The sequence below is a fragment of the Shewanella psychrophila genome, from assembly GCF_002005305.1.
Classification (GTDB): domain Bacteria; phylum Pseudomonadota; class Gammaproteobacteria; order Enterobacterales; family Shewanellaceae; genus Shewanella; species Shewanella psychrophila.
This window is the reverse complement of the sequence record NZ_CP014782.1, coordinates 3,893,696-3,919,285: the sequence shown is the minus strand read 5'-3', so window position 1 is coordinate 3,919,285 and position 25,590 is coordinate 3,893,696. Positions and strand designations below refer to the sequence as shown.

The following is a 25,590-nucleotide window of genomic DNA, read 5'->3' as shown; positions in this document are numbered from 1 at the left end:
AACTGATCTTAAGTTATGAGGTTAAGTAACTTGAAAGCCAAAGGCGTATGGGTCACTGTCATCTATGGTTATTGAGTTTTGGCCGGTGATTCTGGCCCAGCCCTGGATACTTGGCATGATCCCTCTGTATCCCCCAACGAAAGTGGACGATTCGATGCAGCCGACAAATTGACTGCCTATGATGCTCTCGTGGGTATATTTGTCGCCAACGTTTAATTTACCCTTGGCATACAGTTGAGCTAAGCGAGCACTGGTGCCGGTCCCGCAAGGGGATCTGTCTATGGCCTTGTCGCCATAAAACACCGCATTGGCCCCATCTGATCCTTCACTGATGGTTTCGCCTGTCCATAAAACATGGGAGACGCCAGAGACGGTTGGATCGTCAGGATGTACACAAGCTAACTGCTCATGGGCTATTTGGCGGACGATGGGGCTCCACCTGAGAATATCGGCGGCGGTCCATTGTCTTAATCCGGGGAAATTGGCTTGTGGTTCGACGATGACATAATAGTTACCGCCGTATGAGACATCGATCTTGAGTGGGCCAAGCTCCGGAATATCTAAGATCACATCTTGATGGGCAAGGTATGCGGGGACATTGTAGATCTTGACCCAATCGACTTTCTCACTGGTTTGCTGATATTCGATATTTATCTGTCCAGCGGGCACATCTATGATGAGCTTCCCAGGCTCTTTTGCCATTAACAAGCCGGATTCTATAGCCGCTGTGATAGTGCCTATGGTGCCGTGTCCACACATGGGCAGGCAGCCACTGGTTTCGATAAACAAGATTGACGCGTCGGCGTTATCACTGCATGGCGGATACAAAAAAGCCCCCGACATCATATCGTGGCCTCTTGGTTCGAACATCAAGCCTTTACGGATCCAATCATATTCTTTGAGAAAGTGCTGGCGTTTTTCGCTCATTGTGCTTCCCTGAAGATCCGGATGGCCACTGGTGACCAAGCGTACAGGGTTTCCACATGTATGAGCATCGACGCAAAAGTAAGTGCCTTTTAACATCTATACTTTACTCCGTTTCCTTCAATCTAGACCCTTAATTCTTATTTGATAATGGTGACTTTGATTTGAGTCAATCAAAGTCACCAGGGGTCATCGATATTTAACGATTTTTAGTCGTATGAGTACGAGTGCGAAAATTAATCTAGGTTGTACTTGTCTAGATTGATGCGTGAGTCCATCGCTTCTTTAATTACTTTTTCAACATAGGCGCGCTCATCACCAATCAAGGTCATGCGTGGCATGCGGACATTCTCATTACCACGTTCAAGTATCTGTTCGGCAAACTTGATGCACTGCACTAACGTTGGAATCGTGTCTAATCTGAGTAGCGGCATGAACCAGCGGTAGATCTCGCGTGCTTCTTCGATGCGACCGGCACGTGCCAGTTTAAATAGAGTCACCGACTCACGTGGGAATACGTTAGTCAGGCCAGAGATCCAACCCGTTGCGCCCAATAAGATGCTTTCCAAGGCGATATCATCGACGCCACAAAGGATGCTGAAACGTTCGCCGAAGCGGCTTTGTAGCTCAGTTAAGCGACGTGTATCGGTTGTTGATTCTTTAATGGCAACGATATTTTCTTCTTCTGCAAGAATCGCTGTCATTTCTAAGCTGATGTCTATGCCATAACTAACGGGGTTGTTGTAAATCATGATAGGTAGCTGAGTCGAGCGAGCCACTGTCTGATAATGAGCCACAACTTCACGGTCGGTGCCGCGGTAAACCATAGCAGGCAATAGCATTAGACCGTCTACGCCAAGTTTTTCAACATCTTGAGCATAGAGACAGGCTTGTTCAGCTGTGTTTTCAGTACAACCTGATAGCACCAAGATACGGCCTTTAACGGTTTCTACTGTGTGCTTGATAAAGTCGCGCTTTTCTTGTGGGCTGAGTGAAGCGTTTTCACCAATAGTGCCTAAAGCGATGATGCCGTCGATACCATCTCTGATGAGATCTTCGAGCATGCGGGCATTTGATTCATAGTTAATTGAACCGTCATCGTTAAATTGTGTCGAGATTGCTGGGAAAACACCTTGCCAATTTACTTTCATGTTTAGGACCTCTATGCGCTAGTTATGCTTTATATAAAAGATGTAATTAACCGGAAAAACGTATTCTAATTTGGCTTGTTCCGAAAAGTTATAGTATATTGTATACAATTTCTTGGGGAATAAAAGCCCCTGTGAGATTTTAATTATCTTTGTTGTTATCAAATACTATATATTGCATACAAATTATAAGGAAGGAGTAGCCATGCATTTGAATCACCTCCCCGCCGAATTATTAGAAAACTGTCAACAATTCATAACAATCGATGCCCACACAGAAGGTGAGCCTCTGAGGATCATTACCTCAGGTTATCCCGAGATAGAAGGAGAAACCATACTTGAGATGCGTCAATATGTAACTCGCCATCTGGACAGGTACCGTACCTTGTTGATGCATGAACCAAGAGGGCATGCGGATATGTATGGCGCGCTTATTACGCGGCCTGTAACGGAAGGAGCCGATTTCGGCGTCTTGTTTTTACATAATGAAGGTTATAGCAGCATGTGTGGTCATGGCATCTTGGCTTTAGTTAAGGTGGCTTGTGAAACTGAGGCGATATTTTTGGGAGCTGAGTCCAGAATGATTAAAATAGATGCACCCGCTGGACTCATTACAGCTAAAGCGAGTCGAGATAGCCAAGGAAAAATACATGCGAGTTTCCTAAATGTTGATTCCTGGGCCGAGTCTTTAGCTTGCACTGTGATGGTCGAAGGATTCGGCAGGGTTAACTATGATATAGGTTTTGGCGGTGCTTATTATGCCTATGTGGATGCAGATGCCCATGGGATCTCATGTGGTCAAGACAATGTAGCGCAACTCATCGATATGGGTCGGCGTATCAAGCAAGCTGTGATGGCTACACATCTATTAGTGCATCCTATTGAAGAAGATTTAAGTTTTCTCTATGGCACCATCTTCACCTCTAAAAAAGTCACCGACAAGCAGGCCCACTCTCGCCATGTGTGTATTTTTGCCGATGGCGAGGTCGACAGGTCGCCTACTGGCACTGGGGTCGCCGGCCGTATAGCGCTTCTATATGCCAAGGGGGAGGTGGAGCTTAAACAAGAGCTGATGATAGAGAGTATTGTCGATGGTAGGATGATTGTCAGTGCCACCAATGAAACAGAGTTTTTTGGCAAGCAAGCTGTGATCCCACAAGTCTCAGGTCGTTCATATATTACCGGTCGACACCAGTTCATCATAGATCCCGATGATCAGTTTCAAAACGGCTTTATGTTGCGTTAGACCATGCTTGCTTAACAGACACGGTGATAAGAAATGAGTGATAACACAAATAGTGTAACTATCGTAGGCGCTGGGATTATAGGCTTAGCGACCGGGATTGAGCTGCAACGAGCCGGCTTTAAAGTGAGCATTGTAGATAAAGAGGGAATAGCGGCCGGCGCATCTAAAGGTAATGCCGGACATTTTGCCACAGAGCAGGTGTTTCCCTTAGCCGACCCAGGCATGCTACCTAAGTTGCCAGGTATGTTGCTCGATCCTCTAGGGCCATTTCGCATCCAGCCTAAATATTTTTTGAAAGCCTTGCCTTGGTTTATGCGATTTTTAGCCAATATGCTGCCAGGTAAAAGGGCGCATAACAGTCAGGCGATCAAGCGATTGAATCAAAGCTCGATTGGAGCTTTGAATGAATTAACCGATTTTTGTGATTGCACTGAGCTAATGATACTCAATGGCAGCTTGCTGGTATTCGAAAGTACACCCATTGAGGAGGTCACCAAGGAATATGATCACTATGCTAACGCTGGGGTGAAAGTAAGACTGCTAACCGGGGATGAAGTCAGACGACTCGAACCTTGCCTGAGTGGCACTATTACCCATGGCTTATATTTTACTCATGTCGGCCACACCAGTGACCCCTATGGCTTATGTAAAGCCTTCGCCGATAAGTTTGTTGCTTTGGGTGGGGAGCTGCTCACCGATGAAGTTAGTGAGATAATTGCTTCCTCTGCCGATGAAGATAATGTTTCACTGCGTCTTAGTTCAGGTGAGTCAATAGAGTCAAAAAAATTGCTCATTGCTTCAGGTGCCTGGTCTAAGCCTTTTGCCAAACAGCTAGGTTACCGTGTGCCGCTGGAAACTGAGCGTGGATATCATCTGATGATGCCGCACAAGAGCACACTCTCTCGCCCAGTCGCTTCTTACAATCGTAAATTTATCATCACTCCTATGTTAGATGGTACGCGGCTCGCGGGTACGGTGGAATTCGGAGGGCTTAAGGCGCCGTTAGTCGAAGCTCGCGCCGATTGTTTGTTTCCACACGGCAAGGCCTTGCTACCTGAGTTATTTGCCGAGGCAACAGCCGCAGATGGTGAGCGCTGGATGGGGTTCAGACCTTCGATGCCCGATAGTCTTCCGGTGCTTGGGCGCAGTGAAAAACATAAAAATGTGTTCTTCTCTTTTGGTCATCAGCACCTAGGACTAACCTGGTCAGGCATTACCGCTAAGCTGGTCAGCCAAGAGATGTCAGGTAAGCAGACTGCAATTGATCTGAGTGATTATCGCATCGACAGGTTTAGCTAGCTCTGCTTGCATTTAGCCTCGAGAAGTCAGGCTTTTTCAATAAAGTTTACTTGTCTTCGAATGAAGTCTTAATACATTGTTTGGGGGCATTTTGCTACTTTGTTCTGGAGTAGTAATTTGAAGGTCGCCCTTTCATTGTAACCTAACGCCTGCCCGGCGAGGATTGTGCGGATACTTCTACGAGTCGCCGCAAGCACATCCTTGTGAGCTCTGCCAAAACATCTGTGTTTTGGAAGCTCGCAGCCGTATCTACACTGGCTGATTTACAAGATAAGTTTATTTCTTCGATTTATGCTCATGTGAGGGGAAAAATACAAGACCTGACCCAGAATTTCACTTATCTCATAAACGATCAAATGGGCTTATTGTCCCTGCTCTATTTTGACCAAGCACATGTGTGTATATCTCTGTCGTCCGCAGATCTTTATGCCCTAATAGTTCTTGAACGGTTCGAATATCACTGCCTTGAGCCAACAGTTGCGTGGCAAATGAATGACGGAATGTGTGGGCTGTCACTCTTTTTTTAACACTACTTTTCACCACTGCCTTTCTCAGGTTTTTCGAAAAACTTGATTCATGAATATGATGCCGACAAATATACCCGTCAATGGGGTGGCAGCAAGTGGTTGTTGATGGAAACAGGTATTGCCAACTTAAGTCTTTTAATACTGCTCTGTACTTTCTATGCAAAGCAGAAGGGACCGAAGTGTGGCCATTTCCATTGCTTAAGTCTTTCTCATGAATCTGCTTTACCCATTGTATTTGTTGCTGCAATGGCTGATTAAGTTGTTGAGGTAACAGTGTATATCGGTCTTTTGCCCCTTTCCCCCTAAAAATGAACAGAGACTGTTCATCAATATTCACATTTTGAACCCTTAGAGTTAAAGCCTCCCGTAGTCTTAGACCACAACCATATAATATTGAAGTCACTAGCCAATACGGGTTGGTAAGGCTTGCTAATACTGATGACACTTCTTTAGGAGTCAATACTGTTGGTAAGTTCTTTGGTTTTTTGGCATAGCCATACTTTAAACCTTCAAACTCCATACAGAGTACATGTTTGAACATAAATACTAATGCACACAATGCTTGGTTTTGTGTTGCTGCGCTGACACCACGATCACTCCCAAGAAACGTAAGAAATTGCTCGATATGACAGCCTTGCATATTCTTTGGATGCATATACTGATGAAACCTAATGAAGTAACGTACCCAATACAGATAACTTTTCTCAGTTCTTAAACTGTAATGTTTAGTCCTTAACACCTGCCGAATCGACTCTATAAAAGCTGATGACATAGCCTCACCTCACGATCACTGTTTATTTATACAGTTATAATGGTAGTTGTACATTTTCGCCACTATTATGGGGGGAAAAGGAAGGCTCTCTAAAGCTAAGAGCTGCTAAGCAACTGTTTACAGGCAAGTATCCCTTACAGTTAAATCGAAACACATCACAAATAAGCAAATTCTGGTTTTCACCATAAGAGGTGTTAGCGAAATTGCAGACTCTAACTTCGTAAGGCATTGAACTTGTGATTGTTTTGGGTTAACTTGTTAACATAAAAACAACTTGGCTGTATGTTCTTATTCGGAATTCAGCCTAATATACTGTTAGCACTCAATACGATGAATGAAGAATTACTCATAGATATGTCAGGAATCATGGATGAAGAAACATTCCATGAGTATGTGGCCAAGAAACTTAATTTTCCTGGCTACTATGGTTTTAACCTAGATGCTTTCTGGGACTGCATCACTGATGATGATCAATTAGCTATGCCTAGGAAATTAAAAGTTGAAGGAATGGCTGCTTTAAAGAGTTTTCTCCCTGAGGTTCATCATGGGTTTGTAAAGTGTCTGAAAGACTATGAAAATGAATTTCCAGAACGACAGGTCATATTTTATCAAGATAGTCCCTCGGGAGAAGGTATAGAATTCGAGGATGAATAGTAAGTTAATGGTGAGAGAAGTGCTAATCGGGTAGCCGGAGGTGTCTAGCCTCCAGCCCCCACACCACCCTGCATGCGGCTCCGCACAGGGCGGTTCACTTAGAACGCCTAACCTAAACTCTCTGGTTAGTTATTTATTACAATAATGAACTGCGATCCATCCATCTCTCAGTGAATATAGTCCTGCTCTCTTAAGATAATCATTACTCAATGCTTGCTGTATCCCTGGTGTTTTCGAACTTCGCCATGGGCCTTTACTTGTGATCCCACATGCAACAGCAGCTTGGATCCTGACGCCACGTTTAAGTAAGTTTTGCACCTTAGTTCGTGGTTTTCGCCACTGGCGCCAGTAGCACATACGTACGCGACGGCGGATCCAATGGTCTAAGTCGACACACCCTTGATAAGCGTTAGCGATGCCAAAGTAGTTGAGCCAGCCTTGCATGTATTGCCGCACTTTAAACAGCTGATAACCCATACTCACGCCCCAATTTCGGTTTGTAAGTCGTCTCATCTTTTGTTTGAAAACATGCAACGTTTTAGTGTGCCACTGGATCTTTCCTCGGTTAAATGTAAACCCTAGGAACTTGCTTTGACCTACCTTAACCACTTGGCTTTTCTGTTCATTAACAACCAGTTTTAGCTTAGTGGCAAGGTAGCGAGTAATGCTCATGAGTACCCGTTCACCCGCTCGAATGGATTTAACCAAGATGATAAAGTCGTCCGCGTAGCGGGCGAATTGATGCCCTCGGCTTTCCAGCTCTTTATCCAGACTATCCAACATAATGTTTGATAATAATGGCGAGAGTGGACCACCTTGAGGCACGCCTTCGAAACTGGCTTCAAACTGGTCATTGACCATCACACCTGCACGTAAGTATTTACCAATAAGCGCCAACAGACGCTTATCCTGCACCTTGTTCCTCAGCTGAGTCATCAAGAGATCATGATTAACTCGATCAAAGAACTTAGACAGATCAACATCAACGGCAAATTTGCGTTTCTGTTTGATGATATCCCTTACTTGCAGTACCGCTTGTTTGGCATTTCTGTTCGGCCTAAAGCCAAAGCTGTTAGCCGAGAAGAATGGGTCAAACAGCGGAGTGAGTATTTGAGCAATAGCCTGTTGTATCACCCGGTCAATGACGTTAGGGATCCCCAATTTACGTTTACCGCCATCGGGTTTATCGATCTCCACGCGTCTGACCGCTGAGGGTTGATACTCACCCTGCTCAAGTTGAGTTTTACACCGTTGCCAGCCGCCTTGTTGCATCCAGAGCGGGAAAGCTTCGATGGTCATGCCATCGATGCCTGCCGCGCCTTTATTTGCTTTAACTTGCCGCCAAGCTCGGTGTAGATTTTCAGGTTCGAGTAATTGATGAAATAGATCGCTGTTGAAGGCAGGTTGCAAGTCAATACGCTGCTGATAGTAATCGTCTGGCGACGTAGTGGGTATCGACAAGTTTGACAAGACTCCTCCTTCTTCTAAATGTTCAGGCCTTCACCATATCCCAACCATTACGATGGGCGTTGGGCTACTATGCCGTCTGCTGACTTCTGCTTAATCACATGCCGAGTTGCCCCGTCATGCGCTATCGGTTTTCATCTGGTTCGCTCCTTTCAATCGATGAAGTTGAAAAGCCAAGGCACTTATAAACCAGAGCCTTACTGGTTAATGACCGATCGCGGGTTAGACAGATCTCCCCAGATAAGAACATGAACTTTCTTTGCACTGCTGCATCATTTACGGTGGCCATTAGATCACGTGGTTTCGTCGTCTTGTGCCAACTCACCTCTAGCCTACGCCTCATATGATGTTCTTGTTCATCAGCTCGCAAATTTGCTAGCGGCTTCCTTCAGACCAAGCCTCGCGGATAAGCCCTTGCCATTCGCTAGTAGTTAACGTTTAATAACAGCACGTTATTTAACGGTGACCTTCCTACAGAGGACTTTCACCTCATTAGTTCATGCCCATGCTGGGCGTACACAAGTTGCTTAAACGGAATAAAAACAGTTGGTTATCGCTTCGCGATTTTAACCAACCATTTTTATCCGCTTAGCAAGGCGTTATGTGCCAAGGAGTTGTATTTTGTTCAATCGTTTTTTTAACCTATTCAAGCGTGAAAAGACTAACGAATCTGCAAAGAAAATCACAAGTCCCTATGCAGCCGTTAAGGTCTGGTTTGATGATTTAAATGTATGGGTTCACTGGCCAGAAAAAGAACCTGAATCAATTGCGTGGAGCTCTCTTGTAGGAGTGTTACTTGAAACGACAGATGAAGGTCCCTTTGTTGAAGATGTTTGGTGGCATTTAGCTACCGATGAAAAATTTATTACTTACCCAAGCGAAGCTACTGGGGTAAATGAATTACTCACTCGTTTACAAACTCTTCCTGAATTCAATAATAAAGAATTAATTGATGCTATGGGGTGTTCAATTAACCAAAAATTTATTTTATGGGATCATCAAGGGCGCCATAAGTAATCAGGCACATAACAAATAAGGATAGGCCGCGCGCAGCCGCGTCCTTATCCCAAGTGTTGAACAAGTCTGAGTGATACCTTTATATAGTAAATAGTGGCGCGAGAGTTCACTCTGGTTTTGGTGGATTATCTTAAGTGACACTTTTAACTAGTCACAGCGATCCCTTAGCATTGCTAGCTAATTGAATTGCTTAATAATATTAATATCTTAACACCTCCTCATTTGTGACTTGCTCTGTACCTTAAGCCTTAACTTTATCTGTCTTCCACTTAAACAGTGGCGTTAGGTTCCCTTGTTTCCTGCATGATAAAGCTTGTCGGTCGTGCATGCTTATTCCCATGTACTCCCATAAATTTCATCGGCTGTTTGCAGCAGAGGCAAGGTCGTATGGCTTTGGTTTTGGTGGCTTTTTTGAGCGGCTCAAATACCGTTCCTGCAACAGCCAGCATCAAGCGTATGCGTTGCCGCAGCTTGGCAGCACTTCCTCTGAGTAACCCGTAGTCTCGAACTCGCCGCAACCCCCTTGGCAACACATGTTGTAATACCAAGTACAGAAACTTAGCCGCTGGTAAGGTGCGTACTTTGGTCGTTTTTGTTTGGCTATCTTGATACTCAAAACTGACTTGGCCATCGATATCGCTGATGATGTTGTTATCAGGTAACACCCCACGATAAAGATAGCGCGACAGGTATTTAAGCGCTGGAAGCCCTTTGCCAACGTGTTGGCAGTCAACAACCCACTTCTTTGGGCTGGCTTCAGGAAGCTTGCCATTCAGCTCACCGGTTAGCTTTTCCAGCAATCGTGCTCTCCATACTTTGGCGAGGTTAAAACTGTTAAACAGGTATTTACCTTTGCCTTTTTGCCACTGTTTTTTGTCCTTATCGAAGCTGCCTGCTGGGATGATGAAGTGAATATGAGGATGAAAGTCACGCCGCCGACTGTGGGTATGCAGTACACCTGTAAAACCAATCTCTCCACCTAGTTGTTTTGAGTTTTTGGCGAACTCTTTTAGCACGCTGGCAGCAACTGAAAACATGGCTTGATACATCGACTCTGGCTTGTGTTTAGCAATGACACGTAGCTCAAAAGGCAGCGTAAAAGTGACCATATAGTATTCGACGGGAAGCAGTTTAGCCTGCTGTTTATTAAGCCAACCTTCCGTGGTGTTATGTTGGCATTGTGGGCAACTTCGATGACCACAAGAGAGGGGGAAGTCAGCAGTATGAGTACAACTCTGACACGCCCACTGACTGGTTCGCTCAGTATGGGTACGACAACTGAGCATGGCGAAAATGGCTTGCCGCATCGTGGTTGTGATTTGTTGATCAAAAGCCTGATTAAACTCATCAAGGTGGTCACGTAAAATGTCGATGAACGTCATACATTACACTCCCACTTCAGGGCTAAATCATCAGTCAGCTGATTAATCGCCTCGACCGTATTTTTACGAGTAATTTGAGTAAGGCGTGTATATCTGGCGGTGGTATTAAGGCTGTTGTGGCCAAGTAAACTCTGAACGGAGCGTAAATCCAGCCCTTGTTCCAGCAGGTGCGTGGCATAGCTGTGGCGTAAGTTGTGTGGGCTGATTGATTTATGAATGTTGCACTCAGCAATGACTCGTTTAAGCGCCTTCTGAATACCCCCTTTATCTATCATCGAATCCGGTTTACCGTCTTTACCAGGAAACATTAGGCGTGGATGACGATGAGTTTGCCAGTAATATCTCAAAGCTAGTAAGGTGCGTTGTGGTAGAGGGATTAACCTGTCCTTACCGCCTTTAGCATTACGAATATGTACCTGCATTATCTGTGAATCCACATCACCTACTTGCAATGAAATGGCCTCACCGAGGCGCAAACCCATACTGTATATGGTCAGAAAAAAGACCTGATATCGCAACTTATGTGTGAGACTTATAACGATGGCTACTTCAGTTGGGGTTAGGATATCGGGCAGTCGGTTGACCTGTGGTGGCTTAACGATGTTGAGCCACTCCCAGTTTTGGTTAAGCACATATCGATAGAAAAACTGCAAACCGTTACGGTCGAGCTTAACGGTGCTCCATGAGTGTGACTCAATCAGCTGAGCAAAGTAACGTTTCAGATCATCGGTTGAAAGGTTGTCAGGGCAGCGGTCAAAGAAGGCGGCAATGCGCCGTACCGCACGGCTATAAGCATCGATAGTTGCAGGTCGCTTGCCTTGTAGTGTTTAGTTGGTAAGATGTTGTTCATAAAGAGAATCAAAGCGTTGCTGTTCAGGTGTGTTCATGACAATACTCCTAGGTTAGCGATCAAAATTGATCGCCTCTAGAAAGTATTTAGGATGGTAGAGCAAAGAGGCTTGTTATCTCTTCTGCCGCACAGCGGCTTCGTTCAACAAATCGTTCAAGCAGGACAAATAACAGTTGGCTTTTGCTCCTGCGTCGCTTATTTTAGCCAACAATTATTTGTTTCTTAACGAGGCGTTGGTATGACTCCCCACGTCAAGTTAAACATACCGATCCCTGCCATTTTATTTAGCACCATTACTCATAGTTAGATGAGTTAATACACCAGATGAAGCAAGTATATTCGTCGGTTTTCATACTGATATCAGTGGATTACTCACCCTAAGGTGTGCAGCGCCAACCTTACTTTTTTCGACGTGGTACCTAACTTCAGTCTATGAACGAGGAGCTACTTTCTCGCAAAAGTGGCCAGCCTAACGCCGTCGGTATTTGTACTATTTCCGATGCTTGACCCGATGCATTAACTCTAAACTTGTGATAACTCTTTTATCACTGCTATCAAGATCTAGCTCATGCTGGCATCCTTGCGATTCTCTGTTTGGGATCTACTGGACTGAGCATGACCTCTCTGGATATTGCCCAGATAAATGCGATCATCTCTCTTGCTATGGCTGTGACGATAACATTGTAGTGCTTACCTCGTTGTATTAGCCTTTGATAGCGACATCACAGAGGTGCTCTAAGTTAGTTAAAAATCGATAGGCCCAGTAGCCACAAGGCCCCGCTTCATAGACAAAGTGTAGTGTTGCTTGAGGGTATTTAGACTCGAATTGTCGAGCAAGTTTACGCAGTTGAGCCTTGTTGCTGGGAACTCTGCCTAGGTGTACAGGGCTATGCTCTCGTCCATCTTCAGCATAGGCAATTTCAATAAACTCTTTATGAGTGTCTAAACCAATAAAAATTATGCTATGTTTTCCATGCTAGCCTCCTTTGTAATATTGTATGGTCACAAATACAGTATGGCTCTGGTGGACAATTTAACTATTTTGGACTAACCCACGAACTTGGAGGCTAGCACCTCGCGGGGAGTCATTATGTCTATGCAGTTGTGAACGGTTTCAAGAATAGGAAAATATGATGAGTGATAGTTGGGATGATTACGCTGATGGTTGGGATTCAAATTCCGATGTAATCGAGTATTCAAAAATAGCTTTTGATTCACTGTGTGAATTTATAAGTCTAGAAGGTTTAAATGTTTTAGACTTTGGCTGTGGAACTGGACAACTAACAGAAAAAATAGCTCGTGTAGCATCTTCAGTAGTTGCTATAGATTCATCACCAAAAATGATTGAAGTGTTAAAGAATAAGAATATCCATAATGTAAATTCACTATCATGGGAAATTTCAAGAAACTCGATCAATGAGAATCCTATTTTTAAGCCTGGTTTTGATTTAATTGTTGCGTCATCTGTTTGTGCTTTTGTTCCTGATTACGAGAAAATATTATCCGACCTTAAGCTTCTTTTAAAGGAAGGCGGTATATTTATCCAGTGGGATTGGAAGCGAAGTCATGAGGATGATGATTTTGGTTTTACCAATGAAATAATTACAAATGCCTATTCAAATGTAGGTCTTTCACTGATACGTGTTGCAGAAGAGTTTTCGCTAACAAGTGAAAAAGGCACAATGCAAGTGTTAATGGGAGTTGCAAGCAATGCATAACAGGCGTCTATTCTGATCTCCAGCAACTGCCGACTCCGACAGTTGACAGTGGCGTTGTGTGTCAAAAGGAGGCGATATTTTACTTTTCACATTTGGCATCATAATCTATGTTTTTATATTACTAGAGTAAACATTGCTGCCCGAAAGAATATCAGAGGGACAATAGTTTGAGAGTATATTGCATGGATTATTTTTATTGTGCTTTATCTTCCTTACTCATTTTTCTTTCCTGCATGGCTGAGTGAGTATTTTTCTGTTCGGGATCGGACTCCAAATTTAACTACTTTTATGTTAGTTTTTGGTATGGTGGTTTCAGCATTAGCTATGTTCAAGCCTAGGCGTATGTATGCCACATATTCGAGGCTAAGCAAGCCGACTCCGTCAGCTGTCGCGTTTCTTGCAATGGTCGCAGCAATCGCGGTGACAACTCCATGATTGTTGGCGGTGTTAGGCGTCACAAGGAAGTAGTATGTATTGTCCATCATGCAATGGAACCATCAAGTATTTTTCAAAAGTGAATTTTTCTTTTGGCAGGATAAAGACATGCCCATGTTGCAAAGAAAGATTAAAGCACTCTATGAACATAAAGTACTCCCTAATTGGCTTTATTCCGATGATAGTCTTTCATTTTAAGATATTAGGCCCTATCTTGTTTGAGTTCGGCGTACCACATGCATATTCTGTAGCCCAGTTTATGACTTTATTTGTGTTTATGACTTTAGTTCATCAACTTAAACTTGCAGAAAAACCTAACAAATAAGGATAGGCCGCGCGAAGCACACTCTGGGGCAAATACTCGCAGGCTTCCAGTCGCTGTGTCCCTGAATTTTAGCCTGCGGTATTTGTTCCTAAGTGAGGCGTTATACGCTTTATGAATCAGCCATATAGAGTAAGGTTAAAAACTAAAACAAAAGTTCGCTTGACGTTGATACTCGTGGTCTTTGTTTTGATGTTAGGTTTTTTTCTATTTCAATTATTAAAATTTGATTTTGGATTAGAACCTGACGAAATTAGATACGGCAAAAGGTATTTGCTTAAACCAATTTTAGTACAAGGTGGAGCATCTTATAAAGCGGCAAGGGCACAGTCAGTAGGACGGTTTAAGCTTCCATCTAACAAGGTTGTTTATGCAACAATCTATGCCCCCTCCCACGACAGTTTTTATTGCGTTGTTGAAGTATTGGTAAATGGTAAAGTAAGTCACTATCAGTCTATTCAATACGAGAGGTGCGTATAACAAGCTGCTGAATTCAGCCTTCATCAAGGCTGTCCATGCCTTTTGCTGCGAAAATCGCTCGCCAGCACTTGGTTTACTTATTAGCAGAGTGCTAGTGTCTAATAGAACAGAGTACTATAAAAAGTTAATGCAATATGCCCAGAATGGACTTTTTGGTGAGCTTGCTCCACCCTTTATAGCTACTTTCTTAGAGTAAGCTCCTGACGGAGAAGACTTGGTTGCAGGTTTGATCTTCGATGGGGAGTCAAGCGAAGGAAATTGCGAACGTTGTGCTAACTAATATTATCTCTAACTACTCAAAATAATCGTTGCTATACAGAGGGTATGATAGCCGTTCCGTATCCAAATAAAATGGAGCATCTTTCGCTATTAGTTTATCTGCGTAACGAAGACGATTGGAACTCATTGGCAAAACGGCACAAAACACTTAACTACCAAGTCAATGAATTATCACTACGAGAAACGCGGCTGGACCTACGCACTGAGTGTTATGGTCCATTATCTGGACGCTGGTGGGCCCTCATAATTGATGCATTCCAGCACAGTGAACTTTCTTAGTTTATTACCATTGTCCGATGCAAATGTTGCTCTGTGATCTTGTTGTTTTTCCGCTTTCTAACTTCCTTCCCTAGCCTAAGTGCTTAGCCCTCACTTTACCTTGAATGTTGCGGTCTAACTGAGTCAGCGATAGTTGATTACCATCGAGTAGGGATTCAGTTGCAACCATAAGAGAATTAAGACGTTTCTTGTGAATTTGAGTGCATTGATTTGCAAGTGATTGATGTAGTATCTTAATATCGCGCATGGTGTTGTTATCTGGTTTGTTTTTGGCGAAATTGATTAGATCAAATCGCATCATATGTGTCTAGCTTTTGAAAAAAAGAAATTATCTAGAGATTCCCTAGAATGAGGCGTTAGGAACTTTAAGCTCCAAATTTAAACTCATCGTATTATCAGCGGCTGCTGAACCCGATAATTTGTTGAGGAATTAAAATGGACAACAATCGAAATAAAGCTTGGAGACAGGCAAAGAAAAAATGCAGAAAGATCAAAGAAGAAGGTTATATTGAGAAGCAATTTGTTCCAGAAAATAACTGGAAGTGATGTATATTAGCTCTGAAAAACTAAAGCGAGCAAAACAATTGGGGATTGACTACCCACCAAGAACATTGAGACAAAAACTAGATGATGAAATGCCTCTTGAGGAACATAAAGTGAAAAATATCCTCTTTATATGTAGCCGAAATCAATGGCGAAGCCCAACTGGTGAGCAGGTTTGGAGAAAAAATCCCGAGCTAAATGTTAGATCGGCTGGTACAAGCCCACGTGCAAAGAGAACAGTGAATGCCAAAGACATTCAGTGGGCTGACATTATATTTGTGATGGAAGAAAAACATAAAAGCCGTCTTAAGGCTGAGTTTACAAGAATACTTGATTATAAAGATATTCAAGTATTAGATATTCCTGATGAATATCAATACATGGATAAAGAACTCGTAGAAATAATGAAACAATCAGTGGGTAGCTACCTAGGTATTGCCTAGATGTCTGCCCTAACAAGTACGTCATAAGGAATTTTAGTCGCAGGTCGTTTCGGCCAAAACGTACCTAAAATCCCCATACGTCAGCGTTAGGTGAAAAGGAAATTAAGCCTCTATGGAGAATCCATCAACTTTATTAGTCGTTCACAACCTCATTGTTTCGAGATATTTCTATGTTGATATTCTTGGTCTAAATATTGTTGAGGAACACGAAGACAGTTTAAAGCTTAAAAGTGGCTCACATAATGTGTTCATGTTTCAAGGAACAATGGAAGCAACAAACTATGAGCACGGATATAATTCAAATTCATCATTGGTGCTTACTGTTAGTAATTTGGATGAAAAAATTAACGAGTTAAAATCAAAAGGTGTTGTTTTTGTACATAAATCACCTAATGAAAATAGGTGGGGTCGCTATGCAGCTTTTAAAGACCCATCAGGGATCGTAAATGAACTAATGGAATTTTCACCTAACAAGTGACTATGGTGTCAAACCTTAAGAGCTAATTCAATTTTGGGTTCCACATGCACTATCTCTAATCATTGAATTTAGTATGACAACTCTTAGAGATCCCCTCATTTTTCAATTTTAAATAATCCCGAAAATTGAACGGTAAATAGGCTGGTTTTTAAGGTAACGATAAAAATTATCCATTAGAGGTTCTGCCCACTCTTCTCGCATCGTGGGTAACAGTTCATAGTAAATACAACCTTGGCGAAACAGAGAGTATGAGCGAGTTTTACTGGTATTTGCCTTTATTGTCTTTTCCAAGTCAGCATCCTCGCCCGCTTTTCCTAGTAGCGTCAGCAAGCCTATCGCCAAGGCGCTTAGCAAAAACAACCGGTCTCTACGTACCGGGGAACGCGTGTAGGTGGCACTCATCCCCATGCCAAAACGATAGTCTTTAATGTCACGAAAAGTCGTCTCTATCCCCCAACGTTTCCCATATAAAGTCAACATCTTGCTACTCACTAGGTCACGTCGACTTGATGCTAAATACCAAGCTTCTTTCATGCCTTTTTTCTTGGTGCAAATGACCCGAGCGACTGCTTGCTTATTACCCGTTATTTGAACGTCCTTAAGGGTTCTTGTTATGCCGCTGGGTAATAGCCAGTCCTTTACTGGAAACAGCTCTCCTACCGCATCGGTGACTTTGATATTAGCCTTAATTCTAATGATGAAGTCAAAACCCAGCTCATGTTCAATGAAGTTAAATAGTGCCGTATCACTAAAGCCTCTATCAGCAACAATTGTCACTTTAACATCCTCTGCAACGATCGACCTTAACTTAACCAACAACTCATCTTCATGGTTGTTTCTATTACCTTTTAAAGCATGTTTACGATGGGTTTTCCATAGCAGTGGCGTGTTACGTCCATGGGTTGTTTGCATACTCAGTACGATGGTTGAATGGTCGTCTGAATCAAATTCAGTCCAATCGAGAGAGACCACTATCTCTTTGCGTGCACCGATAATATAAGGCCCCCAGGAGTCCAGTAATTGCCAGACGTTTAACTTTGTATTACTGAGTAATCGGTCTACTTGTTTAATAGCAGACTTACGCTTAAGTTTATTGGCTTGGGCTAAGCCAGCGCCAATGGCATGAATAGCGAGTGACCCCTTTTCAATCACTCCGTGAGCGGCATTAGCAAGTGAGGTGACCCTTTTAGCATGCATGTCATGGCCAAAGAGTTCATCGATGTGATTATGAATAAGGGCTTTATTTATCATGTTATAAATTTTAGAACATAGAGTGATTTGGCTTATTATACTCTGGAAGCCTTGCTGCCTCTGGTTATTATGAGGGGATGCTTAAGATGACAACTGGCTTTTTGATACAGGCTTTCTGATACAGGTAATGATGACCATTCTTTGGTTTCCCAGAGTGCATGCTCAAATTACACTCTGGCCAGTAAACAGTAATGGTTATCTTATAAACTAGTTTATTGAGGTTTTTAAATTAAAGAGATCGAACCAATTTGCTCGCTTTTGTTTTTCCTCTTGAAGCATGGCTGGAGTTTGCTGACCAAGCTTATTCAGATCGAGCTGTGAAGAGTTTCTATCATAAATCAGTTTTGCCCACTCTTTTGCCCAGTCTTCTAATTTATAAATGGTAGCGTTAGCCTGTGAAGTCTGGAGTTCTGGTTTTGAGTCCTGCTCAAGAGGACGGGTGATCTGAAAATCAATCTCTGTTTTATCCAGTTTCTTAATATGCATTCCTTTATCTGATTTACCTGTCACTAGGTACATTTGCGGGGATTGTTCTCCCACTTTCAGTTTCAGTAAATCGTATTTTTCACAGGAATCATACAGGGGCTGGTTGTCAGATATAAGTTGAACCACTTTGTTTGGATCGTACCGAAAGCCCAGGTCGTTTCCCTCTAATTGCATACTAAAGGTATCTAACTCGAGCTTATTAGCGATGCCAGCCGATTCGATGAGTGTAGTCACCTGATAGTCGTAAAACGGGATCATGAAGCCTTTGCCCCCAAATGACAGTCCTTCGTTCATAGACCCTTCACCGGAATATACTGATGGGATATCTGCATGTTTCATAATGGCGTTGACGAGAGTGTTGTTGAAAAAACCTTGAACGATCACAGCTTCCTTTCCGGACTGTGTTTTTAAATGGAATTGTTTGTAGTCACTCCCACTCACGTTAAAGCTTGCTTTTGGTGTGAGCTCCAGACCTGCTTCACTTGCCTGCTCCGATAACGCTTCGATTTTTCCTGTTGCTAAAATGATGGGTATGTCGACGTTCGCTTGCTCTGTCATTGCTTTAAGAATATCAGCCAAAACCCGCTTCCCTACGCTTAAATTCTGACCTTCATGGACGTCATCGTAACGGTAAAACTGTCGCTGGTTAATCACCTGGGAATTTTCACGAGCCATCATCAAAGCGAAACGCTCTTTGATAATTGAATCAAATGAGGCGTCATTGGAGGGGGTTTGTGTTTGGCCGAGAGTATGCTGGATAATACCCGAGAGTACATCTTTGATTTCCTGCTGGTTAGCATCCACGTTAGCATTGGGAATGCCAAAACCTATAGCGCCGCGAGATAAACCGGTGAAGTAAGCATCATCCACCATGCTCACTCCAGCCATTCCTCCAATTTCGCCTACTCTTAACACGTTTTCGTCTTTGGATACGGATTGGAAAACAGAGCCCACATTATATTGAATTTCAAATTTTGCTTTGTGGTCTTTGGCTATTTCCGAGACCAACTGATAGCTGTAATTGGGATCCCATTGGCGATTAGCGTTATGGTGCGTAATAACTTTAATGTCCTTATCGAGCAACTTGTCTAGTGTGCTGTTGGCAATAGAGTACCGGTAAAAATGCGCATAAGCGTCGATACGCTCTTTTAACTCAGGATGCTTGGACGTAATTGTCTTATAGAGCATCTGGAAGTTCACGAGATCACCAAACCCAGCAATAGCGTATCCAGTCATTAAAATTCGGCCTTCGCTGTTTAGAAGCTTTTCACAAAATTTCTCAACTTCCTGTTGATGTTGCTTGGTGAGTAATTCAGAGTCGTCGACAGTATCAAAGTTATTGATACTGTACTTTTCACTCATTAAATCTTGCTTCAGATTCATTGGTTTTTGAGTGTCAAAAGCTAACGAAATGCCTTTGTGCGTAACCAGAATTTTTTCATCGGCTAAGAGCCTAGTCTCTTTGTTTTTCAGGCGTGTATTGATGTCTGATGGGGCATTGGGGTACTCAAAATGCGAGCCTGTATTAGTGTAGTTTTGCAGTTTTTTGACCACTTCCTGATCCGTGGTTTCTGCATTGATACCGATTTTTTCAAGCGTCTTGAGGAAAGATCCTAAGCGAAAAAAATCAGCTTTCTCTTGTTGATTAAATTTCAGAAAAGTGTCCGATAGCGCTGGTTCCATCAGCTTCTCTTCTGATGTTCTCAATGCAGGATATTCATCTGTACCATAGTGAACAATTTTTACTGTCGTGCCAGACTTGTCGAGACGCAGTCCCGTGTATGTCCGGTCAGCATCTCTCAGGAAGTTGAAGAGCTTTCCTATCCCTGATGTGTCGTCAGTTTGAGGAATTTGAAGCTGATCCTTAATGTCAATTTGATATTTTTCAAACAAGTTGGAGGACTTGATCACCGTGTTCGGCCCAGTGTGATCATAACTGGGCATATTGGTGAACTGACCATGGGTAAAATTACTTAAGTGGTGATCTTCAAATTTGCTTGTGTCGAGCTTATGCGACACCAATAATTGCTCCCATTGATGCCGTATATCTTTTATGTTCTCTGGTGTTAATGCGGTACCGTTCATTATTGGCACCGAATTATCTCTTACTGGAACCTCGGCCGCTGAAAACTTGAGATTTAAATCTGAAGCCAAGTTTTTCAAATCTTTGTTTACAGCATTCTGGGATAATGATCCTATTTGATTTCCAGAAGCGGTGAATGACGCTGAGTTAATATCAGTATTGGTACTGTTATTAACATTTGTCACCATATTATTCGACGTTACTTTCATGCCAATGTACCTATTAAAGTATGCAAATTAATGGTCTCACCTACTTGATTTTGTGAGCTGTAATCTTTTTTTAGCAGGTCAATTTTTGAAGCAAAATGATTCATCAAATTAGTGAAGCCAATCTGATCTAAAGAACTCATATCCCTGGAATGGGATAAAACAAGATTGTTGTCAATTAAACTTATCCAACAACCTTCCATCTTTTTCGCATTTGCGTTATCAATTAACGCTCGCTCCAGCAACACTTTGAAATGACCATCGTTGATATTATGAAATGGGCCTATTACAGTTAATTGATGATTTTCACTTACAAAATATAAACTAAACTCAATGTTTAAATCTTTTTGTATGATGTTACAGACACCATCATTTATAGAAAAATCAGGGTTGATATCTTTTAACCACTCTTCAATTTTGCTATCCATACGATCCCTCTGTTAACTGTTGATTATTGGTCAATAAAGGTAACGATAATAGAGCTGGAAGATTAGATATATCAAAAAAAAGCGACACTTTTTAGAAAGTGATTGGACCACTAATAAAATTTGAAACTAAAGCCATACTGCTTCTTTGTACATCATTGTTTTTGAGCGGATTTTTTTGTAGTTGAGTCAAGTTGTTCAAGGCTAATGGTTAAACTTTTCCTCTCCAACTAAGTTTTGATTGCTACTTACTGTCGGAGCTTGGTATGCCCAGACCACGAAGTATTCAAATAAGTGTTGAAAACACAGCTTTCTACCATGGCTGTAGTAGAAAAATTAGACCAGTCGGTATTTTGTTAGTTATTGATTTTTAAGAGGGGTATTGTTTGTTTGGGCATGGTTGGATTGAAGCTAAGATATTACATTTAGCAGGGGGAGATTAGCAATGGGTGGCATGAGTTTAGATATTGCTATTTTTATCTCTGGTAAGATTTGCCTTCTTCATTTTTTGGTATAAATTAAGGCCTAATAATCTGTACTATATGAAATTAAAATGAATAAAGAAGCTACAATCGCTGGACAAGCTGTTTACTCAAAGAATGTACTCTCAATATACGATTTCTGGGTTTTGGGTGTATCAAATCATTACTTTTGGAAATGTCCAACTCGATTGATTAGTGATCAATTTTCAAAACTAGTATCATCTAATCATTTAGATGTTGGGGCAGGGCGACCGCATGAGTGTTTATTTTTTAGTCGAGCTACATAATCCAGCGAGTAAAACTTTCTCTAGATGTTGAGGATTCATTAAGCAGCGCTTTTGTTTACCAACGATGCTGAGTTTGGTCGGTTCTTTTCTAAGCATGTTGAGAGCCATATGCCTCAAGTAAGCTAGATTTTCAGCGCCGTTATTTTTGTATATCTGGCATGTATCTTCGTTCATGTTGACATCCAAGACCCAGTGCATTGACTCGATACCCCAATGTTCACGAGTAGCACTTAAGGCTTGCTCTGCTGATAACTCTTTCGAACTAATATAGTAACGATATTCAAGGCTTATCGCCTTACCTTTAACCGCCCTAAAACTTTCAACCATAACAATGCATTTGAGTGCTTCCCAGCGTGAGAAATCACCTTCGAGTTCAGCCGAATTTAAAACATAGCACGTTCGATTTTCAATACGGCCATGGCCTGTTTCTATATTGAAATCATCATTACTTAAGCCTGCTGAACGATGCTGACTAAAAGCTTGATTTACCGCTTTAGCTAAGTGGCCTTGATTGCTTTTTACAGCCAGTAGGTAATCACCACCTTTGTCGATGATCGCTTTAGCAATAGCCGTTTGACAGCCCATAGCATCGATTGTCACTAGCGCTCCGCGTAGATCTAGCATTTTTAAAAGCTCTGGGATTGCCGTAATTTCATTACTTTTTTGGTCTGATTTTAATTGACCAAGTACCAGCTTATTTGCTGAAGCATAAGCACTTATCATATGAATAGTGCTGTTTCGGTCATCACGATTATATGAGCCGCGTAGCGTTTTTCCATCAATCGCAATGACTTCCCCATTAGTTAGCTGGTGAACCGATTGCATCCATGCTAGAAAACACTCGTTAAAACTATCAGGATTAATCACAGAAATTGTTCTAGCAATTGTATCGTCAGTAGGGATCCCGCCTGTAAACATTTTTTGCGTTTTGAACCAATGGTGGTGACCAAGAATGTATTCTCGGATATCGAACCAACCATTCGAACCTGCAATAACAGCGCAAAGAGAACCGAACAATATATCGAACAATGGATAGGTGATTTTTGCACTTTGGCGGTGGTCGTCAATCGCGCCAAAATGCTCTTTGAATGATTCAATATACATAATGAGACTCCTTAAAAAGGAGTATAAGATCACAAGCACTTGATCAGGTCAATATTTTGCTGAAACGGCTCAAATAACGTTCACGATCTGACCCTGGATGTTGGGGTTGGCTCTGGATATTATCTCAAGAATTTTTTACCTGAAACAACAAAGCGCATTGCTTTGTTGGATTTAAATGAAAATAGTCTCGATACAGCGTCAAAAGCAATTAATGGTTTTAAGCCTGAAATTTACTGTGGGGATGTGCTAGAACCATTGGAATTAGATATTGAAAAATTTGACTCCATTAGCGTTAACTATTTACTTCATTGTTTACCTGGTGACATATCTCAAAAAGGAGTGACCTTTCAACATTTGAAAAGCCTTATGAATCATGACGGGGTCTTGTTTGGCAGTACCATTTTAGGCCAAGGCACAGACAAGAATTTTTTCGCTAAAAAGTTAATGGGAATTTATAATAAAAAAGGAATATTTAGTAATCAAAATGATGATCTTGATACCCTGAGAAAGTCACTCAATGAACATTTTGTCGATGTAAAAGTTGAAGTGGTAGGCTGTGTAGCTTTGTTTTCTGGTAAAAAAATATAACGAATGCATCAACACAATTTATTACACTCGGCATTGCAGTTTGCCGAGTGTTTCTCGGTTATGACCAGAAGCGAATGACTAATCAGTAAAACTAAAATCGAAGAAGCAACTTTCTCGAAACAAGAACAGGTGTGAACGCGGTTGTGACCTTCGACATCAGTGATAATGTCGTAGAGGCTATAGGCACCCATTCATTTAAAAGATAGGGCGCCGTGTCACAGAAGTGTTTGTGCTAAAAGTGGTTCTTTCACATCCATGTGCTCACGACATGATTGCTTCGATGTCTGTGATTGTTCGTGGCACGCCCGCTGATAGATTTTCACGTCCTGTTTGCGTCACAAGAATGTCATCTTCGATACGTATGCCCATGCCTCGGTACGCTGCAGGTACATCAGTTGCTGATAGTGGAATATAGATCCCAGGTTCTATGGTAAACGTCATTCCAGTTTCAAGCTTGCGCCAATAACCATCAGCATCGTGATAGGGCCCTACGTCATGGACGTCCATGCCAAGCCAGTGGCCGGTTTTATGTACTGTGAAACGCTTATAGGTTTCATTTTCCATGATGTCATCTATGTTGCCATTCAATAATCCAAGCTCCAACAGGCCTTTAGCCATCACTTCCATGCAGGTTTCATGGAGGCTATTCCAGCTCGCACCAGGCTTTACTCTCTCAATGGCGGCATCTAAAGCGCTTAATACCAGCTGATAGATGGCTTTTTGTTCGGCGGTGAACTTGCCGTTGACCGGGTAACTGCGAGTGATATCCGATGCATAGTGATCGAGTTCGGCCCCCGCATCGATAAGCAATATTTGTCCATCTTCGACTGTGCAACAGTTTTCTTCATAATGCAGGCAGCAGGCATTGTTGCCCGAGGCGACAATATTGGGGTAGGCCACATCGGTAGCGCCATGTTTAGCGACAATGAAATTGAAGGTGGCGGCGAGTTCAGCTTCGTTAATCCCAGGTTTACAGGCTTGTATGACGGCTTTGTGACCGTCGGTAGAAGCTTTGACTGCGGCCTTGATCTTAGTGATCTCGTCTAGGCTTTTTATTACTCTCATTGGATGAATGATTTTGGCCAAAGGTGTCAGGCTGAGATGATGCTTGATGGTATCGAATGAGGCGGTGTTACGTTGATGATTCATCCAATCTATGACCCGACCCGAGAAGCGGCCAAGCTCATCGCCAATAAAAATGTGTTGCTGCGATGCAAGTTGCGATAGAAGTACGGGCTCAAGCTCAGCAATATCATAAGCTTCGTCGGCGTTGAAATCTGTTATGGCTCCATCGATACCGGCGCGCTCGCCGAAACTCACTTCCTGAGCCTTATCCTTAGGGCGGCAAAATAAGCTGTATGTAAAGCCTGAAGCTTTACTCTTATCGGTGCGGAGTAGGGCCACTGCATCGGGTTCATTGAAGCCTGTTAGGTATAGAAAGTCGTTGTCTTGTCTGAAATGGTACTTGATGTTCTTACTACGAACTTTCTGCTGATAGCCGGCAAGGATGACAAAACTGCCTTTGGGGAGTTGTTCAAACAGGGCTTTTCTTCTTGTTTGGTATAGATCACAGGGCATTATACTGGCTCTCTTCATTGGTGTTTATGTGAATTAGGCTTGCGATAAGCTCACATTTAACCGTCATTGGTGGTTACTTGAGTCAGCCGTGTATTTTGAGTTTTATGGGGCTGTTCCCGAGTATCGACATAATGCTAAAGCTATCACGTTTGTATATTTTATTCATTTTAAATGTTCTTAAGATAAATCGATAACTTCGCGGTGCAATCTGCTTCAATGGATGGGATAATGTCAGTAATCAGACTTAGGAGTTAAACACGTGAGCCCAGCAGTTTTTTTAGACAGAGACGGTGTGATCAATATAGACCATGGTTATGTGCATCAGGTTGATGATTTCGAGTACGTTGAAGGCGTATTCGATGCGTGCCGTTCTCTTAAAGAGATGGGATATAAGCTGGCGGTGGTAACCAACCAATCTGGTATTGCGCGTGGTATGTATAGTGAAGATCAGTTTCATACCCTAACAGAATGGATGGATTGGAATTTTGTCGATAAAGGCGTCGAGCTCGATGGCATCTATTATTGCCCCCATCATGCAGAGAAGGGCGTAGGTGATTACAAGCAAGATTGCGATTGTCGCAAACCGAAACCTGGCATGATGTTGACCGCAGCCAAGTTTCTTAAAATCGATCTCAGCCAGTCAGTCATGGTGGGAGACAAGCGAGATGACATGTTGGCGGCTCAAGCAGCGGGTATCCCCACCCGCATATTGGTCCGCACCGGAAAGTCGGTAACAGATGAAGCTATAGCCGCCGCAAGCGTGGTACTCGATTCCATTGCTCAAGTGCCTGGCTATCTTAAGAGCCTTTAATTTTCCTTCTATAGAAAGTGGATCTA

22 protein-coding genes and 3 pseudogenes are annotated in these 25,590 nt (G+C 42.5%); 10 read left to right on the top strand and 15 right to left on the bottom strand.

Going from position 1 to position 25,590, the window contains the following annotated elements; all coding sequences use genetic code 11:
- Positions 1 to 21 precede the first annotated feature (21 nt).
- Both sps_RS16780 and sps_RS16775 read right to left on the bottom strand, forming a co-directional pair.
- Entirely contained in the window at positions 22 to 1,023 is a 1,002-nt protein-coding gene (locus tag sps_RS16780) for a 4-hydroxyproline epimerase (protein WP_077753562.1), read from the bottom strand.
- Positions 1,024 to 1,160: 137 nt separating this feature from the next.
- Positions 1,161 to 2,075, bottom strand: a complete 915-nt coding sequence (locus sps_RS16775) for a dihydrodipicolinate synthase family protein (protein ID WP_077753561.1) — start codon at positions 2,073 to 2,075, stop codon at positions 1,161 to 1,163.
- A 202-nt stretch (positions 2,076 to 2,277) separates the two neighbouring features.
- Here sps_RS16775 and sps_RS16770 point away from each other — a divergent pair, with 202 nt between their 5' ends.
- Positions 2,278 to 3,318, top strand: a complete 1,041-nt coding sequence (locus sps_RS16770; protein WP_077753560.1) for a proline racemase family protein — start codon at positions 2,278 to 2,280, stop codon at positions 3,316 to 3,318.
- Between the two features lie 33 nt (positions 3,319 to 3,351).
- On the top strand, positions 3,352 to 4,617 hold the full coding sequence (locus tag sps_RS16765) for an NAD(P)/FAD-dependent oxidoreductase (protein ID WP_077753559.1): 1,266 nt from the start codon (positions 3,352 to 3,354) through the stop codon (positions 4,615 to 4,617).
- A gap of 342 nt (positions 4,618 to 4,959) precedes the next feature.
- On the opposite strand, the gene sps_RS16760 is transcribed toward sps_RS16765, so the two are convergent.
- Positions 4,960 to 5,916: an integron integrase gene (locus sps_RS16760; protein ID WP_077753558.1), complete on the bottom strand. Its 957-nt coding sequence runs from the start codon at positions 5,914 to 5,916 to the stop codon at positions 4,960 to 4,962.
- A 330-nt stretch (positions 5,917 to 6,246) separates the two neighbouring features.
- Here sps_RS16760 and sps_RS16755 point away from each other — a divergent pair, with 330 nt between their 5' ends.
- The gene (locus tag sps_RS16755; protein WP_077755734.1) at positions 6,247 to 6,570 is read left to right on the top strand and encodes a barstar family protein; all 324 of its coding nucleotides are present in this window, start codon (positions 6,247 to 6,249) and stop codon (positions 6,568 to 6,570) included.
- Positions 6,571 to 6,699: 129 nt separating this feature from the next.
- On the opposite strand, the gene ltrA is transcribed toward sps_RS16755, so the two are convergent.
- Complete coding sequence (gene ltrA / locus sps_RS16750) at positions 6,700 to 8,040, bottom strand: group II intron reverse transcriptase/maturase (RefSeq protein ID WP_077753557.1); 1,341 nt, start codon at positions 8,038 to 8,040, stop codon at positions 6,700 to 6,702.
- Between the two features lie 618 nt (positions 8,041 to 8,658).
- On the opposite strand from ltrA, the gene sps_RS16745 reads away from it, so the two are divergent.
- Entirely contained in the window at positions 8,659 to 9,054 is a 396-nt protein-coding gene (locus sps_RS16745; protein ID WP_077753556.1) for a hypothetical protein, read from the top strand.
- Positions 9,055 to 9,323: 269 nt separating this feature from the next.
- Here sps_RS16745 and sps_RS16740 read toward each other — a convergent pair whose 3' ends face one another.
- From sps_RS16740 to sps_RS16730, 4 genes and pseudogenes are all read right to left on the bottom strand, one after another.
- The gene (locus sps_RS16740) at positions 9,324 to 10,436 is read right to left on the bottom strand and encodes an IS91 family transposase (RefSeq protein ID WP_077753555.1); all 1,113 of its coding nucleotides are present in this window, start codon (positions 10,434 to 10,436) and stop codon (positions 9,324 to 9,326) included.
- Complete coding sequence (locus tag sps_RS16735) at positions 10,433 to 11,068, bottom strand: tyrosine-type recombinase/integrase (RefSeq protein WP_237158126.1); 636 nt, start codon at positions 11,066 to 11,068, stop codon at positions 10,433 to 10,435. Before sps_RS16735 ends, sps_RS16740 begins: the two co-directional genes overlap by 4 nt.
- A pseudogene (locus sps_RS29075) lies at positions 11,060 to 11,248 on the bottom strand (phage integrase N-terminal SAM-like domain-containing protein); the annotation flags it as partial. The pseudogene sps_RS29075 and the gene sps_RS16735, both read right to left, overlap by 9 nt.
- A 756-nt stretch (positions 11,249 to 12,004) precedes the next feature.
- Positions 12,005 to 12,247, bottom strand: a pseudogene (locus sps_RS16730) (IS110 family transposase); the annotation flags it as partial.
- Positions 12,248 to 12,416: 169 nt separating this feature from the next.
- On the opposite strand from sps_RS16730, the gene sps_RS16725 reads away from it, so the two are divergent.
- A complete protein-coding gene (locus sps_RS16725) occupies positions 12,417 to 13,004 on the top strand; it encodes a class I SAM-dependent DNA methyltransferase (protein WP_077753554.1) in 588 nt (195 codons plus the stop codon).
- A 212-nt stretch (positions 13,005 to 13,216) separates the two neighbouring features.
- Here the strand turns inward: sps_RS16725 and sps_RS16720 are convergent, their stop codons facing one another.
- Complete coding sequence (locus sps_RS16720; RefSeq protein ID WP_077753553.1) at positions 13,217 to 13,489, bottom strand: hypothetical protein; 273 nt, start codon at positions 13,487 to 13,489, stop codon at positions 13,217 to 13,219.
- A 386-nt stretch (positions 13,490 to 13,875) separates the two neighbouring features.
- Here sps_RS16720 and sps_RS16715 point away from each other — a divergent pair, with 386 nt between their 5' ends.
- Positions 13,876 to 14,241 (top strand): hypothetical protein, encoded by a 366-nt coding sequence (locus sps_RS16715; RefSeq protein ID WP_077753552.1) that lies wholly within the window; start codon positions 13,876 to 13,878, stop codon positions 14,239 to 14,241.
- 637 nt (positions 14,242 to 14,878) lie between these two features.
- On the opposite strand, the pseudogene sps_RS16705 reads toward sps_RS16715, so the two are convergent.
- Positions 14,879 to 15,046, bottom strand: a pseudogene (locus sps_RS16705) (IS4 family transposase); the annotation flags it as partial.
- 298 nt (positions 15,047 to 15,344) lie between these two features.
- Between sps_RS16705 and sps_RS16700 the strand changes: the two are divergent.
- Positions 15,345 to 15,785: a low molecular weight protein tyrosine phosphatase family protein gene (locus tag sps_RS16700; protein WP_237157862.1), complete on the top strand. Its 441-nt coding sequence runs from the start codon at positions 15,345 to 15,347 to the stop codon at positions 15,783 to 15,785.
- A gap of 112 nt (positions 15,786 to 15,897) precedes the next feature.
- On the top strand, positions 15,898 to 16,263 hold the full coding sequence (locus sps_RS16695) for a VOC family protein (protein WP_077753550.1): 366 nt from the start codon (positions 15,898 to 15,900) through the stop codon (positions 16,261 to 16,263).
- A gap of 108 nt (positions 16,264 to 16,371) precedes the next feature.
- On the opposite strand, the gene sps_RS16690 is transcribed toward sps_RS16695, so the two are convergent.
- The 4 genes from sps_RS16690 to sps_RS16675 all read right to left on the bottom strand — a co-directional run bounded on the left by sps_RS16690 (position 16,372) and on the right by sps_RS16675 (position 22,587).
- Positions 16,372 to 17,514 carry an IS4 family transposase gene (locus sps_RS16690; RefSeq protein ID WP_077751384.1) on the bottom strand — a complete coding sequence of 381 codons (1,143 nt, stop codon included), beginning with the start codon at positions 17,512 to 17,514 and terminating at the stop codon, positions 16,372 to 16,374.
- 207 nt (positions 17,515 to 17,721) lie between these two features.
- Complete coding sequence (locus sps_RS16685; RefSeq protein ID WP_077753549.1) at positions 17,722 to 20,292, bottom strand: hypothetical protein; 2,571 nt, start codon at positions 20,290 to 20,292, stop codon at positions 17,722 to 17,724.
- Positions 20,289 to 20,717, bottom strand: a complete 429-nt coding sequence (locus sps_RS16680) for a CesT family type III secretion system chaperone (RefSeq protein ID WP_077753548.1) — start codon at positions 20,715 to 20,717, stop codon at positions 20,289 to 20,291. Before sps_RS16680 ends, sps_RS16685 begins: the two co-directional genes overlap by 4 nt.
- A gap of 742 nt (positions 20,718 to 21,459) precedes the next feature.
- Positions 21,460 to 22,587 carry an ISAs1 family transposase gene (locus sps_RS16675; RefSeq protein WP_077751231.1) on the bottom strand — a complete coding sequence of 376 codons (1,128 nt, stop codon included), beginning with the start codon at positions 22,585 to 22,587 and terminating at the stop codon, positions 21,460 to 21,462.
- An 87-nt stretch (positions 22,588 to 22,674) separates the two neighbouring features.
- Between sps_RS16675 and sps_RS16670 the strand changes: the two genes are divergently transcribed.
- The gene (locus sps_RS16670; RefSeq protein ID WP_077753547.1) at positions 22,675 to 23,175 is read left to right on the top strand and encodes a class I SAM-dependent methyltransferase; all 501 of its coding nucleotides are present in this window, start codon (positions 22,675 to 22,677) and stop codon (positions 23,173 to 23,175) included.
- Between the two features lie 261 nt (positions 23,176 to 23,436).
- Here the strand turns inward: sps_RS16670 and sps_RS16665 are convergent, their stop codons facing one another.
- A complete protein-coding gene (locus sps_RS16665; RefSeq protein ID WP_077753546.1) occupies positions 23,437 to 24,753 on the bottom strand; it encodes an aminopeptidase P N-terminal domain-containing protein in 1,317 nt (438 codons plus the stop codon).
- A 259-nt stretch (positions 24,754 to 25,012) separates the two neighbouring features.
- Here sps_RS16665 and gmhB point away from each other — a divergent pair, with 259 nt between their 5' ends.
- The gene (gene gmhB, locus sps_RS16660; RefSeq protein WP_077753545.1) at positions 25,013 to 25,564 is read left to right on the top strand and encodes a D-glycero-beta-D-manno-heptose 1,7-bisphosphate 7-phosphatase; all 552 of its coding nucleotides are present in this window, start codon (positions 25,013 to 25,015) and stop codon (positions 25,562 to 25,564) included.
- Positions 25,565 to 25,590: the final 26 nt, after the last annotated feature.

Bases quoted from the DNA above. Each gene is read 5' to 3' on its own strand.
- sps_RS16780 (WP_077753562.1), bottom strand. From the start codon at position 1,023: ATGTTAAAAGGCACTTACTTTTGCGTCGATGCTCATACATGTGGAAAC.
- sps_RS16775 (WP_077753561.1), bottom strand. From the start codon at position 2,075: ATGAAAGTAAATTGGCAAGGTGTTTTCCCAGCAATCTCGACACAATTT.
- sps_RS16770 (WP_077753560.1), top strand. From the start codon at position 2,278: ATGCATTTGAATCACCTCCCCGCCGAATTATTAGAAAACTGTCAACAA.
- sps_RS16765 (WP_077753559.1), top strand. From the start codon at position 3,352: ATGAGTGATAACACAAATAGTGTAACTATCGTAGGCGCTGGGATTATA.
- sps_RS16760 (WP_077753558.1), bottom strand. From the start codon at position 5,916: ATGTCATCAGCTTTTATAGAGTCGATTCGGCAGGTGTTAAGGACTAAA.
- sps_RS16755 (WP_077755734.1), top strand. From the start codon at position 6,247: ATGAATGAAGAATTACTCATAGATATGTCAGGAATCATGGATGAAGAA.
- sps_RS16740 (WP_077753555.1), bottom strand. From the start codon at position 10,436: ATGACGTTCATCGACATTTTACGTGACCACCTTGATGAGTTTAATCAG.
- sps_RS16725 (WP_077753554.1), top strand. From the start codon at position 12,417: ATGATGAGTGATAGTTGGGATGATTACGCTGATGGTTGGGATTCAAAT.
- sps_RS16720 (WP_077753553.1), bottom strand. From the start codon at position 13,489: ATGATGGACAATACATACTACTTCCTTGTGACGCCTAACACCGCCAAC.
- sps_RS16715 (WP_077753552.1), top strand. From the start codon at position 13,876: ATGAATCAGCCATATAGAGTAAGGTTAAAAACTAAAACAAAAGTTCGC.
- sps_RS16700 (WP_237157862.1), top strand. From the start codon at position 15,345: ATGTATATTAGCTCTGAAAAACTAAAGCGAGCAAAACAATTGGGGATT.
- sps_RS16695 (WP_077753550.1), top strand. From the start codon at position 15,898: ATGGAGAATCCATCAACTTTATTAGTCGTTCACAACCTCATTGTTTCG.
- sps_RS16690 (WP_077751384.1), bottom strand. From the start codon at position 17,514: ATGATAAATAAAGCCCTTATTCATAATCACATCGATGAACTCTTTGGC.
- sps_RS16685 (WP_077753549.1), bottom strand. From the start codon at position 20,292: ATGAAAGTAACGTCGAATAATATGGTGACAAATGTTAATAACAGTACC.
- sps_RS16680 (WP_077753548.1), bottom strand. From the start codon at position 20,717: ATGGATAGCAAAATTGAAGAGTGGTTAAAAGATATCAACCCTGATTTT.
- sps_RS16675 (WP_077751231.1), bottom strand. From the start codon at position 22,587: ATGTATATTGAATCATTCAAAGAGCATTTTGGCGCGATTGACGACCAC.
- sps_RS16665 (WP_077753546.1), bottom strand. From the start codon at position 24,753: ATGCCCTGTGATCTATACCAAACAAGAAGAAAAGCCCTGTTTGAACAA.